This window comes from Bradyrhizobium semiaridum, assembly GCF_020329505.1.
GTDB lineage: Bacteria > Pseudomonadota > Alphaproteobacteria > Rhizobiales > Xanthobacteraceae > Bradyrhizobium > Bradyrhizobium semiaridum.
In genome coordinates this window covers 63718-76601 of sequence record NZ_JAGKJJ010000012.1, presented here as the reverse complement: position 1 = coordinate 76601, position 12884 = coordinate 63718, and the positions used below count along the sequence as shown (strand labels likewise).

Sequence of the window (12884 nt, the reverse complement as noted above, 5' to 3'; positions counted from 1 at the left end):
TCGCCCCGCCTGCGGGGAGAGGTCGGATTGCGCAGCAATCCGGGTGAGGGGGACTCACCGCACGGACGGTACTCGCGGATACAGCCCCTCGCCCCAATCCTCCCCCCGCAAAAGCGGGGCGAGGGAGTCCGATAGAGTCCCGCAATGCCCGCGTACAATTCCGTCAGCGTGATCGGAGCCGGCGCCTGGGGCACGGCGCTGGCCGATGTCGCGGCGCGCGCCGGACGCAGCGTCACGTTCTACGCGCGCAACGCCGCGCATGCGGCGCAGGTCGAGGCGACGCGGATCAATCCGAAGCTCGCCGGCGTCCGGCTCGATGCTGCAATCACCGTGACGTCGGATATCGCGGCCGCCGCGCATGCCGACATCATTCTTGCCGCGACGCCGGCGCAGCATCTGCGCGCCGCGGTCGGCCACCTCGCACCGCATCTCAAGCCGGGCACGCCTGTCATTGCCTGCGCCAAGGGCATCGAGCATGGCACGCACAAATTCATGACCGAGGTGATCGCCGAAGCCGCGTCCCGCGCCGTGGCCGCGATCCTGTCGGGACCGAGCTTTGCCGATGACGTCGCGCGCGGATTGCCGACCGCCGTGACGCTGGCGACCAAGGACGAGGCACTGGCGCGTGAACTGGTGCAGGCGCTGGGCTCGGCGACTTTTCGGCCCTATCACTCGACCGATGTGCGCGGCGTCGAGATCGGCGGCGCGGCGAAGAACGTGCTGGCGATCGCCGCCGGCATCGTGGTCGGCCGCGACCTCGGCGCCTCGGCGCTGGCGGCGCTGACCACGCGCGGCTTCAGCGAGCTAGCCCGGCTCGGCCGCGCCTGCGGCGCCCGCGCCGAGACCCTCGCCGGCCTGTCGGGATTGGGCGATCTGCTGCTCAGCTGTTCGACCGCGCAATCGCGCAATTTCGCACTCGGCCGCGCACTCGGCCGCGGCGAGCCGGCGCCGGTCGGCAAGCTCGCCGAGGGCGCCTTCACGGCGCCGGTCTTGTGCGAGCTCGCCGCTTCGCAAAACGTCGATATGCCGGTATCAAACGCGGTCGCGGCGATCCTGGCGAACAGGCTGACGATCGATGCCGCGATCGAGGGGCTGCTGACGCGGCCGTTCAAGGCGGAGGAATGACGATGGCGTACTGGCTGGTGAAATCCGAACCTTCGGTCTGGTCGTGGGACCAGCAGGTCGCCAAGGGCGCGAAGGGCGAAGCCTGGACCGGCGTGCGCAACTTCACGGCGCGGCAGAATCTCGTCAACATGAAGAAGGGCGACAAGGCGTTCTTCTATCACTCTAACGAGGGCAAGGAGATCGTCGGCATCGCCGAGGTCATCAAGGAGGCCTATCCCGACCCGACCGACAAGACCGGCAAGTTCGTCTGCGTCGACATCAAGGCCGACAAGCCGCTGAAGACGCCGGTGACGATGGCCGCGATCAAGGCCGACAAGAACCTCGCCGACATGGCGCTGGTGAAATATTCGCGGCTGTCGGTGCAGCCGGTGACGGCCGACGAGTGGAAGACGGTCTGCAAGATGGGCGGGCTGTAGAGTCCACCGTCGTCCCGGCGAAGGCCGGGACCCATTACCCCAAATGTCGATTGCTGAAACAAGCTGTGGCCACGGCCAGTTCTAATCACGCAGGGCTGTGGTTATGGGTCCCGGCCTTCGCCGGGACGACAGCTCTTACGCTCCCGCCGCCATCACCACCTGCGCCAGCAATTGCTCGCGCTTGGACTGCGTGCGGTAGCCGCCCATCGTCGCGGCAAAACGTTCGAGGATGCCGTCCTCGAAGGCGGTGACGATGGTGTCGTGGACGTAGCTCTTGCGGCAGATCGCCGGGGTGTTGGAGAGCTGGTCGGCGGCGGCGCGGATTGCGTCCAGCACCTGGCGCTTGCGGCCGCGCTGGCTGGTCGCCGGCGTGATCCGCGACAGCGATTCCACGACGACCGCAGACGCCATCAGGGTGCGGAAATCCTTCAGCGAGATCTTGATGCCGGCGATCTCACGCAGGAACGCGTTCACCGCGGTGGTCGAGGCGGCGCGCACGACGCCGGAGCGGTCGTAATACTGGAACATGCGCTTGCCCGGCACGCCGCGCAGGATGCCGATCGCGCGCACCAGCTTGGCGGCGTCGCATTCCTTGCGCACCGCCTTGCCGCCTTTCGCCTTGAAGGTCAGCACCAGAGAGTCGTCTTCCAGCGTGACGTTGGACTTCAAGAGCGTGGTGGCGCCGCGGGTGCCGTTGAGGCGAGCGTAGGATTCATTGCCGGGGCGGATCGCGGTGCGAGCGATCAATTCGATCACCGCCGACAGCGCGAATTCGCGCGTCGGCTCGTCGCCCGACAGGAAGGCCGAGACCTTGCGCCGGATCTTCGGCAGCGCGGCCACCAGCTTGGCAAGACGATGCGCCTTGCGTTGCTCGCGGACCTTCTCCCAGTCGGCGTGGTAGCGATATTGCAAACGGCCGGCGGCATCGAGGCCGACCGCCTGCAGATGCGTGTTCGGATCGGTGGAGTAACGTACCCGGCGATAGGCCGGCGGCATCGCCATCGCATGCAGCCGGCGGATGGTGCGGGCATCGCGGATCCGCGAGCCGTTGGCGCGAACGAATGAATATGTCTTGCCACGCTTGACGCGGCGGATCGTCAGCTCGTTCTGGTCGCCGAGCCGCAGGCCGAGGTCGCGCGCGAGCTCTTCGACGGAAGTTTTGATGGCGGCGGGCGCGTCGAGCTTGATCGCTGCGGGCGACCGCGGCCGCTTCGGGGGCCATTGGCCGAGCGCCTTTGCCAAAGCGACAGAAGGATCGGCGGACTCGGGCCGCACAGCCGCGATGTTCTGCTGATCCATCATCTCCGCAAGACGCCTTGTTCCTGTTTCTCCGGGTAATGCCTCTGAGTTGGGCTTCGTTCCGGCGGGGCCGTGCCCTCGGGGAGGCGATTTAGGGGGTCTCGTCCGATATTGCGAGTCGCGAATCAGTCATTAAAGGTTTCTAATTACCTTTCATGGGTGCCATTCGCCCGCTAACCTTTTGAAGCTGGCCTCTCCGACACGGGAAATTGACGGCTGGCGCCGCTTCCGATGACCAACCCAGCGGGCCTTCCCTGCGGCGATTTCACGCCGCGACCGGCTAGGGAGCCAGCAGGGTCCGGTCAGATATTGTGGCCTTTCTTGCGCAGTTCCTCGATGATCCGCTGCCGCAGTTCCACGGCCACCGACTGGCCGAACTTCTGCCCGCCAGCAGCGATTGCTACGTCACCGCGGGCGTCTTCTCGAGCAGTTTCTGCCGACCGGGCTCTTGTAGAAGGTGATCAGGCCGCGCAAATCGTCCGGGGTGAAGTTGTTGGCGTAGACGATGGCGATGGCCTCGGGACAATTCGCTGAACCGCGCCTGGAAGCCATTGAGCAGCGCCGGTATCAGGGCATCGTAGTCCTGCTCGACATTGTTGCGGCCCTGGACGATCGCCGGCTTCAGGCTGTTCATGATCGACGGCATCAGCGCCTTGAACTGGTCGACGAGGTGCATGGTGGTGACAAATTCCTTCGCGACGGCCAGCGCCTCCGGTGAAGGCGCCGGTGCCGCGGTCTGGGCACGGGCGAATGGCGCCGACAGCGACATGACTACGACCAAGAGACGAGTGACCCGGGCAAGGCGATGGCGCATAGGTTTCTCTGGTCGATGCGTTGCGGTAAGCCGTCTTATCACATGCTGACGCCGGTGCGACGAACCGGCAGTCTCTACGCGACGAAAGTGACAGTCCTTTTTCCTTGCCGGGCCGGAACGCGGCAACGCATAATTCGCCAATGATCAAGAGAGCTTGCCGGCGCGCTGCGTGCGATCGGCAATGAGTGGAGGAAACGATGTCCGAGAAGATCTATGACGTGTCGGCCGATTGGGCCAAGCGCGCCTATATCGATGACGCCAAATATCGCGAGATGTACGCGCGCTCGGTCAAGGACCCCAATGGCTTCTGGGCCGAGCATGGCAAGCGGATCGACTGGATCAAGCCCTTCACCAAGATCGAGAACGTCTCCTATGCGCCCGGCAACGTCTCGATCAAATGGTTCGAGGACGGCGAGCTGAACGTCGCCTGGAACTGCATCGACCGCCACCTCGACAAACGCGGCGACCAGACCGCGATCATCTGGGAGGGCGACGATCCCTCCGAATCCCGCCACATCACCTACCGGCAGCTGCACGACGAAGTCTGCAAGATGGCCAACATCCTGCGCACGCGGAACGTCAAGAAGGGCGACCGCGTCACGATCTATCTGCCGATGATCCCGGAAGCCGCGTACGCGATGCTGGCCTGCGCGCGGATCGGCGCGATCCACTCGGTGGTGTTCGGCGGCTTTTCGCCCGACAGCCTCGCCCAGCGCATTAAGGACTGCGACTCCAAGGTGGTCATCACCGCCGACGAGGGCCTGCGCGGCGGCAAGAAGGTGCCGCTGAAGGCCAATGTCGATGCTGCCATCGCCAAAACCGGCGGCGTCGATTGGGTCGTGGTGGTGAAGCGCACCGGCGGCAAGGTCGACATGAACCCGACGCGCGACCTCTGGTATCACGACGCGGCCGAGATGGTGACCACTGAATGCCCGTGCGAGCCGATGAACGCGGAAGATCCGCTGTTCATCCTCTACACCTCGGGCTCGACCGGCACGCCGAAGGGCGTGCTGCACACCTCGGGCGGCTACCTCGTGTTCGCGTCGATGACGCACCAATACGTCTTCGACTATCACGACGGCGACATCTACTGGTGCACCGCCGACGTCGGCTGGGTCACCGGCCACAGCTACATCCTCTATGGGCCGCTCGCCAACGGCGCGACCACGCTGATGTTCGAGGGCGTGCCGAACTACCCGGACAACTCCCGCTTCTGGCAGGTCATCGACAAGCACAAGGTCAACATCTTCTACACCGCGCCGACCGCGATCCGCGCGCTGATGCAATCGGGCGACGAGCCGGTGAAGAAGACCTCGCGCGCGTCGCTGCGGCTGCTCGGCTCGGTCGGCGAGCCGATCAATCCGGAGGCCTGGGAGTGGTATCACCGCGTGGTCGGCGATGACCGCTGCCCGATCGTCGACACCTGGTGGCAGACCGAGACCGGCGGCATTCTGATCACGCCGCTGCCCGGCGCCACAAAACTCAAGCCGGGATCGGCGACGCGGCCGTTCTTCGGCGTGGTGCCTGAGATCGTCGACGCCGACGGCAAGACGCTGGACGGCGAGACCTCGGGCAATCTCTGCCTGACGCGCTCCTGGCCGGGCCAGATGCGCACGGTCTACGGCGACCATGCCCGCTTCGAGCAGACCTATTTCTCGACCTACAAGAACAAGTACTTCACCGGCGACGGCTGCCGGCGCGACGCCGACGGCTATTACTGGATCACTGGCCGCGTCGACGACGTCATCAACGTCTCCGGCCACCGCATGGGTACCGCCGAGGTCGAAAGCTCGCTGGTGGCGCATGAGGCGGTATCGGAAGCCGCCGTGGTCGGCTACCCGCACGACATCAAGGGCCAGGGCATCTATGCTTACGTGACGCTGATGAAGGGCACCGAGCCGACCGAGGCGCTGCGCAAGGAACTGGTCGCCTGGGTTCGCAAGGACATCGGCCCGATCGCTTCGCCGGACCTGATCCAGTTCGCGCCCGGCCTGCCGAAGACCCGCTCCGGCAAGATCATGCGCCGCATCCTGCGCAAGATCGCCGAGGACGATCCGTCCAGCCTCGGCGATACCTCGACGCTGGCCGACCCGGCCGTGGTCGACGACCTCGTGCACAACCGGCAGAACAAGAAGGGCGCACCGGCGTAACGGCGGGCCGATCAATATCGGATTGCAGGACAGGGCCGCGCGCGACAATCGCCGCGGCCCTGATGCTTTTCACGGGATTGTCAGAGGCATCGCGCGGCCGCGGCGCGTTTCCGGCGAAGTGTTGTTTTCAAGTCATTTACTTTAATCCGAGCATTTCCTTTCTTCCCGGCATCACAACGTCTCTCGCCGACTGCGTGGCAACCATCCCGTTAGGCCATGCAGTTAATATTGCGTAGGCGAGACCGGCAGGCCCGGTTTTTCAGGGCTCTGGAGCTTCGTTTTTGGCTCCCTTGCGGGAGCTGTTGGGCAGTGGAGTAGATTGATGTCGGTGAGGACTGCGGTGGCACTGGCTGCCACCATCGGCGCAGGTATCTTGATGTCGTCGGCGGCCGAGGCGCGGCCGGAAATGGTGGGACTGCGCGGCGAGACCTACTCGCCCGGCACCATCGTGGTGAAGACCACCGAACGGCGGCTCTATCTCATTCTCGATTCCGGCCATGCGATGCGTTACCCGGTCGGCGTCGGCAAGGCCGGCAAGCAGTGGGCCGGCACCACCAAAATCGACGGCAAATACCTCAACCCGGCCTGGTCGCCGCCCGCCGAAGTGAAGCGCGACAAGCCGAGCATGCCGGACGTGATCCCCGGCGGTTCGCCGCGCAACCCGATGGGCGTCGCCGCGATGACGCTGGCCGGCGGCGAGTACGCGATCCACGGCACCAATGTTCCGGGATCGGTCGGCGGCTTCGTCTCCTACGGCTGCATCCGCATGCTGAACTCCGACATCACCGATCTCTACCAGCGCGTCCCGGTCGGCACGACCGTCATCGTCACCCGCTGATCACACGCGGAACATCATGCGATGAAAAGGCCGCGCCCGTGCGCGGCTTTTGTTTTGCCAGCCTGCACGCGCGCGGCGTGGCTTGCGATCAGGTCCTGCTCGGCGGCCCCAATCGGCGACGAGCGGCGCGACAGCCACAGATACAGGCCGCTGACCAGCACCACGATGGTCACGAGATCGAGCAGAATCCAGATGATCTTGAGCGGCATGCCGCCGTAATCACCGAAATGCAGCGGCCGCGACAGCTCGAGCGCCTGCAGGTACCAGGGCATCTCGACCTCGGCGACGAACGCGCCGGTGCGCGCATCGACCAGCGCAGGACTGAACAGCCGGGAGGTCAGCGGCTCCTTGCCCCTGGTCCAGATCACGTAGTGATAGGGCGTGCCGAACGGCGAGCCGGGAAACACCACGCCGCCGGCGAGCTTGTCGGGCAGCGCCGCCCTGGCGGTATCGAGCGCGGCCTGCTGCGAGCTCAGCTCCGACACGTCGGTGATCGGCCGGTCCTGCACCTTGTCGAGCATCGCCTTGACGTCGGTCTTCTGCCACAGCGCGAACAGCGGCGTCGACAGATCGTTGATGATGCCGGTGACGCCGACCACCAGCATCCAGCCCAGCGCGACGACACCGAGCAGATTGTGCAGATCGAGCCATTTGAGGCGTGGAGATCGGCCTGACCGCACCGTGCCGAAGTCGAGCCGCCGCATGAACGGGCTGTAGATCACGGTCCCCGACACCAGGGCGGCGACGAACAGCGTCGTCATCAATCCGAGGAACAGTTCGCCGGGAAGCCCGGCGAACATGTCCTTATGAAGCCGCAGCATCAGCGTGAAGAAGCCGTTGTCCTGGTCGAACGGCTTCGCCTCCTTGAGCACCTTGCCGGTATGCGCGTCGAACCTGATCGAATGCATGATGCGCGGATTGGCCTTGAACGCCTCCCAGGACGAGGCCATCAGCACCGTTATGTTCGGCTCGTGCTCATCCTCGAACATCGAGGTGATGACCTCGCCAGGATACATCTGGCGGCTCGCGGCCACGATCTTGTCGAAGCTGATCCGGGGCGTGCCCGGGGCCACCTCGGCGTAGGGCAGCCCGTTGTCGAACAGGTCGGACAATTCGTCACGAACCACCAGCGGCAGGCCGGTGACGCAGACCAGCAGCAGAAACAGCGTGCACACCAGGCTCGACCATTTGTGCACCCAGAACCAACGTCGCAGCGCCGCACGCGTCATTCCAACCTCATTCACCAGCGATAGCGCAGCGTCGCTATCATATTGCGGCGGTTCTGGACGCCTCGCGGTGCCGATGCGGAATGCCGCACCCCACAGCCCGAGCCGTCAAAAACCTGCGCCTGCCGGCCGAGATGTTTGGCTCTTTGTTTGAGCATGATCCTTCCGGAAAACCGCGTCGCACTTTTCCGGATCATGCTTTAGCTCAGCGGCTGTCCGCCGCCAGCAGCCCTGTGCTGGAATACGTCGAAGAACCTATCTCGACACACGAGGTAATGCGACGCCGGCGGGCAAGCTTCGCCTTCTTCCAACTCCGGCTTCAGAATCCACGGCCCACTTACCGTCCGGCGTTCGTGCACCAGCCGAAGCGGTGACCGCCGTTGTAGGCGCGCGCCTGGCCCGCGGCGAGCATCGCGGCCGAGACGCTGTCGGTCCGCTTCGTCGCGACGTCGGCAAGGACGCGGCCGTATTTGTCGGGACCGATATTGTAGATCGCGACATCGCCCTGGCGGAGCAGATCGCGCAACGCCGATGTCGCCGCCTCGGCCATCCGCAGCTCGCGCGCACAGGATGCCTTCAGCTCCGGCGCATCGATGCCGCGCAGCCGGACGCGCGCCGTCACATCCTCGCCCTGAGGCAGATGCACGCGCGCATCGAACGTGTCGCCGTCGATCGTCCTGATCACGTCGATGGGGAGCCGGGCGTTGGACGTGCCCGCGCGCTGCCAGATCACATCGGTATCTTGAGACCGGCCACCGGGCCAGTGCGACGGCCAATGCACCCATTGCCGGATCGGCAGCATGCTGCGGGCGGCGATCCCGAGCACGAACACCCATGGCAGCGCCGACGAGAAACGCCGGCCCCAGATCGAGCCGCGAAACGACGACCGCCCGAAGGGCGGACGTCGCGGCGGACGATAGGCATTTGTTCTCTCGTATGGGGACATATTCCCCGAATAGGGCCCTGAGTCGCGCCGTCAGGCAAGGCCCCGGAAATTGGGCTTCAGAAACAAGGCCTCAGAAGTCCGACGCGATCCCCTTGGTTTCCCAATCGCCGTAGCGCGTCGGTTCCGGCCCTTTCGGACCTTGATATTCCTTGGGCCGCTCGGCGGCGTTCTGCGCGGCTGCCGCCTCGGCGGCCTTGCGCCGTTCGTCGGCCTCGGCGAGCGCGCGCTGCGCGGCCGGCGTCAGCGGCTTGCGCGGAGCGGGATCAGGCGGCGATGAAGATTTGTCGCTCATGGCAAAACTTTCCGGCTGCGCTTTACGTATCTCGATGTGGGCGCGCAACGGGCGGCATCACAATCACACGATATCACAGAGCGATTCTTACATTTGGCATATTCGCGTGCCAGAGGTGTTTTTCAGTCACGGGCATGAGCCGAATGTAACTCAGCACCTTTCGAGATATCTCCGCTTCATGCCTCCTTCAAGATTTGCAGTTCCATCCGAAGTGCCCGGTCTCGCGGCACGACGCATTGCGGCCGACATCCTCGACGGCGTGCTGCACAAGCATCGCACGCTCGACGACCAGCTCGACGGCGCCGGCGCGCATCCCGGATTGAAATCGCTTCCCGATCGCGACCGCGCGTTGATGCGGCGGCTGGTGTCGACCATCCTGCGCCGGCTCGGCACGCTCGGCCATCTGCTGTCACGGCTGCTCGATCGCGGCATCCCGACCGATGCGCCGCGCGCGCAGAGCGCGCTGTTGATCGGCGCGGCGCAGATCCTCTGGATGGACGTGCCCGACCATGCCGCGGTCGATCTCTCGGTGCGGCTGGTGCAGTCGGACCGGCGCGCGGCGAAATATGCCGGGCTGGTCAACGCGGTGCTGCGCCGCTGTGCGCGCGAGGGCCATGGTCTGGTGGAAGAGATCAAGCAGCAGACGCTCGACCTGCCGCAATGGATGCTGGCGCGCTGGATCGCGCATTACGGCGAGGCGACCGCGCGCGAGATGGCGCTCGCGCTCGGCCACGAACCGTCTCTCGACCTCACGGTGAAGTCGGATGCGCCGCAATGGGCGAGCCGGCTGCATGGCGAGACGCTGCCGACGGGAACCGTGCGCACGCTGCTGCAGGGTTCCGTGACCATGCTGCCGGGCTTCGCCGAAGGCCAATGGTGGGTGCAGGACGCCGCCGCGGCGCTGCCGGCGCGGCTGCTCGGCGACATCAAGGACAAGGCGGTCGCCGATCTCTGCGCGGCGCCGGGCGGCAAGACCGCGCAGCTTGCGCTCGCCGGTGCGCGCGTCACCGCCATCGACCGCTCGCCGGCGCGGATGGCGCGGCTGCGCGACAACCTCACCCGCCTGTCGCTGCAGGCCGAAGCCGTAGTTGCCGATGCGGCCGAATGGCCCGCACCGGCCGAGGGCTTCGACGGTATCCTGGTCGACGCGCCCTGCACCTCGACCGGCACCATCCGCCGTCACCCCGACGTGGCCTGGCTGCGCCACGAGGCCGACATCGCGGCGCTGTCGGCGCTGCAGAAGCGGCTGCTGCAGAAGGCCACCGAGTTGCTCAAGCCCGGCGGCACGCTGGTCTACTGCACCTGCTCGCTCGAGCCGGAGGAAGGCGAGCAGGCGATCTCGGCGCTGCTGGCCACCGAGCCAGGCCTGCGCCGTGCGCCGGTCGAGAAAGGCGAGGTCGCCGGCCTCGACGAGATCATCACCGCCGATGGTGACCTGCGCACCCTGCCCAGCCATTTGCCCCACGCCGACCCGCGGCTGGGCGGGCTGGATGGATTTTACGCCGCGAGACTGGTTAAATCCTGATTTTAAACTTGCGTCTTGTACGCTCAGAGTGATTCGCGGCGTTTCAAGAGGGTGTCTTGGGCGCGTTTCCGGATTAAATAAGGATTCGTTGAAAATCTCCTCCCCGCAAGGTTTGGCGTGTCGGTCGCTCAGAGCAGACGCATCTCGACGCTGATTGCTGGCCGCTTCGCGCGCAGCATGATCGCGCGCGCTAGCGGCAGCACGATGGCGCTGTCGCGGCTGTGGCCGGGGCGCACCGACCGGCTGATCATCGCCCCGCACGACCTCAGGACCGCCGACGCCACCCGGGCTGCCGAGATCTATGCCGGGCGATTCGTCTTCGCCGGCAAGATCGTCACCTGCCATGGCCGCTCGATCTTCGATCTGGAGCCGCCCTCGGAGGATTGGGAAGCCGCCCTGCTCGGCTTCGGCTGGCTGCGCCATCTGCGCGCCGCCGACACCGCGCTGACCCGCGCCAACGCCCGCTCGCTGGTCGACGACTGGATCTCCAATCAGGCGCGCCGCCGGCCGCTCGAGCGCCGCGCCGACGTCCGCGCGCGCCGCGTGATCTCGCTGCTGTCGCAGGCACCCCTGGTGCTCGGCGACACCGACGGAAAATTCTACCGCAAATATCTGCGCGGGCTGGCGCGCGAGATCAAATATCTGCGCTACTCCACGCTCGACAATGACGGCGTGCCGCGCCTGCAGGTGCTGATCGCGCTGTGCTACGCCTCGCTCTGCCTCGCCAATCAGGCCCGCAACATCAAGACGGCCACGCGCCGCCTGTCGGACGAGCTGCAGCGCCAGATCCTGCCCGATGGCGGCCACATCTCGCGCAATCCCGGCGCGCTGGTCGAGCTGCTCAGCGATCTGTTGCCGCTGCGGCAGACCTTTGCCGCGCGCAACATCGCGCCGCCGCCGGCGCTGCTCAACGCGATCGACCGCATGATGCCGATGCTGCGCTTCTTCCGGCATGGCGACGGCAGCTTCGCGCTGTTCAACGGCATGAGCACGGCGCCGTCCGACCTCGTCGCGACGCTGCTCGCCTATGACGACACCCGCGGCGTGCCGATGGCGAGCATGCCGCACACCGGCTTCCAACGGCTCGACGCCGGCGCGAGTACGCTGATCGTCGACACCGGCCCGCCGCCGCCGCCGAGCGTCAGCACGGACGCGCATGCCGGCTGCCTGTCGTTCGAGTTCTCCTCCGGCACCAGCCGCATCGTGGTCAATTGCGGCATGCCGTCGACGGGCCGCGACAATTGGCGGCCGTTCGCGCGCTCGACGGCGGCGCATTCGACGCTGACCTATCACGATACCTCGTCGTGCCAGTTTGTCGAGCTGTCGGCGATGAAGCGCCTGCTGCGCGGCGCGCCGATCACCAGCGGGCCCGGCAAGGTCGAGAGCTATCGCGAGGCGATCAGCGACGGCGACATGCTGACCGCCTCGCATGACGGCTATCTGTCCCGCTTCGGCGTGATCCATCGCCGCGCGCTGGTGCTGTCGCGCGACGGCATGCATCTCGAGGGCGAGGACACGCTGGCGCCGGCCGCCGCGAGCGGCCGGATCAAGGGCGGCGACGCCGATTTCGCGCTGCGCTTCCATTTGCATCCGTCGGTCAAGGCGAGTCGGCTGTCGGACGCACGCGGCGTCATGCTGGTGCTGCCGAACCGCGACGTCTGGACCTTCGAGGCGATGGACGACAAGGTCGAGCTCGAAGACAGCGTGTTCCTCGCCGGCAATGACGGCCCGCGCCGCACCTCCCAGATCGTGATCCGGCAGGACGCACGCCAGGCCTCCACCGTCCGCTGGAGTTTTGTGCGCTCCTCGACCTCCGCCGCCGCCACCAACGCCCGCCGCAACGCCCGCCGCGAGCCGGAACTGCCGCTGTAGCGACGGCGCCCAGGGGCGCGGCCAAAATGGCGAAAACAACCCCATGCAAAGGAGCCGGCGGCGCGGCCGGGGTTGGCTTGCTCAACTTGCTCGGTGTCGTCGCCCGGCTTGACCGGGCGCCAGTATTCCAGAGACAGTCGTTATTCAGCCGATAGGCCGCGGCGTACTGGGTCGCCCGGTCCATGTGCCCAATTGCGCACAGGCCGGGCGATGACAGCGGTGGGTGAGGACAAAGCTTCACGCCCTCTCGGATGACGGCGAGGGGTGTGGCGCGCAGAAATTTGGGCAGAATTACCGAGTAATTTCCGGCGAATCGGCGTCCGGAACCGGTTTCGGTCCCCGCCAAACCATGCTACCCGGCTGCCTTAACAGCCAGGGATT

At 66.1% G+C, this 12884-nt stretch carries 11 protein-coding genes; 6 read left to right on the top strand and 5 right to left on the bottom strand.

Translation table 11 applies throughout. The features are described from left to right. Positions 1 to 144: 144 nt before the first annotated feature. Together J6500_RS16165 and J6500_RS16160 are read left to right on the top strand one after the other, a co-directional pair. Complete coding sequence (locus J6500_RS16165) at positions 145 to 1125, top strand: NAD(P)H-dependent glycerol-3-phosphate dehydrogenase (protein ID WP_225713690.1); 981 nt, start codon at positions 145 to 147, stop codon at positions 1123 to 1125. Between the two features lie 2 nt (positions 1126 to 1127). Continuing rightward, complete coding sequence (locus J6500_RS16160; RefSeq protein ID WP_225713689.1) at positions 1128 to 1541, top strand: EVE domain-containing protein; 414 nt, start codon at positions 1128 to 1130, stop codon at positions 1539 to 1541. 135 nt (positions 1542 to 1676) lie between these two features. Here the strand turns inward: J6500_RS16160 and J6500_RS16155 are convergent, their stop codons facing one another. Continuing rightward, the gene (locus tag J6500_RS16155; protein WP_225713688.1) at positions 1677 to 2843 is read right to left on the bottom strand and encodes a DNA topoisomerase IB; all 1167 of its coding nucleotides are present in this window, start codon (positions 2841 to 2843) and stop codon (positions 1677 to 1679) included. 397 nt (positions 2844 to 3240) lie between these two features. Continuing rightward, a complete protein-coding gene (locus tag J6500_RS32300) occupies positions 3241 to 3609 on the bottom strand; it encodes a DUF2059 domain-containing protein (RefSeq protein ID WP_249781518.1) in 369 nt (122 codons plus the stop codon). Positions 3610 to 3851: 242 nt separating this feature from the next. Here J6500_RS32300 and acs point away from each other — a divergent pair, with 242 nt between their 5' ends. Both acs and J6500_RS16140 read left to right on the top strand, forming a co-directional pair. Further along, positions 3852 to 5804: an acetate--CoA ligase gene (acs, locus tag J6500_RS16145; RefSeq protein ID WP_225713686.1), complete on the top strand. Its 1953-nt coding sequence runs from the start codon at positions 3852 to 3854 to the stop codon at positions 5802 to 5804. 322 nt (positions 5805 to 6126) lie between these two features. Further along, positions 6127 to 6642: a L,D-transpeptidase gene (locus J6500_RS16140; RefSeq protein WP_225713685.1), complete on the top strand. Its 516-nt coding sequence runs from the start codon at positions 6127 to 6129 to the stop codon at positions 6640 to 6642. 14 nt (positions 6643 to 6656) lie between these two features. On the opposite strand, the gene J6500_RS16135 is transcribed toward J6500_RS16140, so the two are convergent. The 3 genes from J6500_RS16135 to J6500_RS16125 all read right to left on the bottom strand — a co-directional run bounded on the left by J6500_RS16135 (position 6657) and on the right by J6500_RS16125 (position 9106). Then, on the bottom strand, positions 6657 to 7871 hold the full coding sequence (locus J6500_RS16135; RefSeq protein WP_225713684.1) for a PepSY-associated TM helix domain-containing protein: 1215 nt from the start codon (positions 7869 to 7871) through the stop codon (positions 6657 to 6659). A 334-nt stretch (positions 7872 to 8205) separates the two neighbouring features. Further along, positions 8206 to 8814, bottom strand: a complete 609-nt coding sequence (locus J6500_RS16130; RefSeq protein ID WP_225713683.1) for a thermonuclease family protein — start codon at positions 8812 to 8814, stop codon at positions 8206 to 8208. Positions 8815 to 8884: 70 nt separating this feature from the next. Next, positions 8885 to 9106, bottom strand: a complete 222-nt coding sequence (locus J6500_RS16125; protein ID WP_225713682.1) for a DUF1674 domain-containing protein — start codon at positions 9104 to 9106, stop codon at positions 8885 to 8887. Between the two features lie 178 nt (positions 9107 to 9284). Here J6500_RS16125 and J6500_RS16120 point away from each other — a divergent pair, with 178 nt between their 5' ends. Both J6500_RS16120 and J6500_RS16115 read left to right on the top strand, forming a co-directional pair. Then, positions 9285 to 10631 (top strand): RsmB/NOP family class I SAM-dependent RNA methyltransferase, encoded by a 1347-nt coding sequence (locus J6500_RS16120; protein WP_225713681.1) that lies wholly within the window; start codon positions 9285 to 9287, stop codon positions 10629 to 10631. 177 nt (positions 10632 to 10808) lie between these two features. Next, positions 10809 to 12503, top strand: a complete 1695-nt coding sequence (locus J6500_RS16115) for a heparinase II/III family protein (protein WP_225713809.1) — start codon at positions 10809 to 10811, stop codon at positions 12501 to 12503. Positions 12504 to 12884 lie beyond the last annotated feature (381 nt).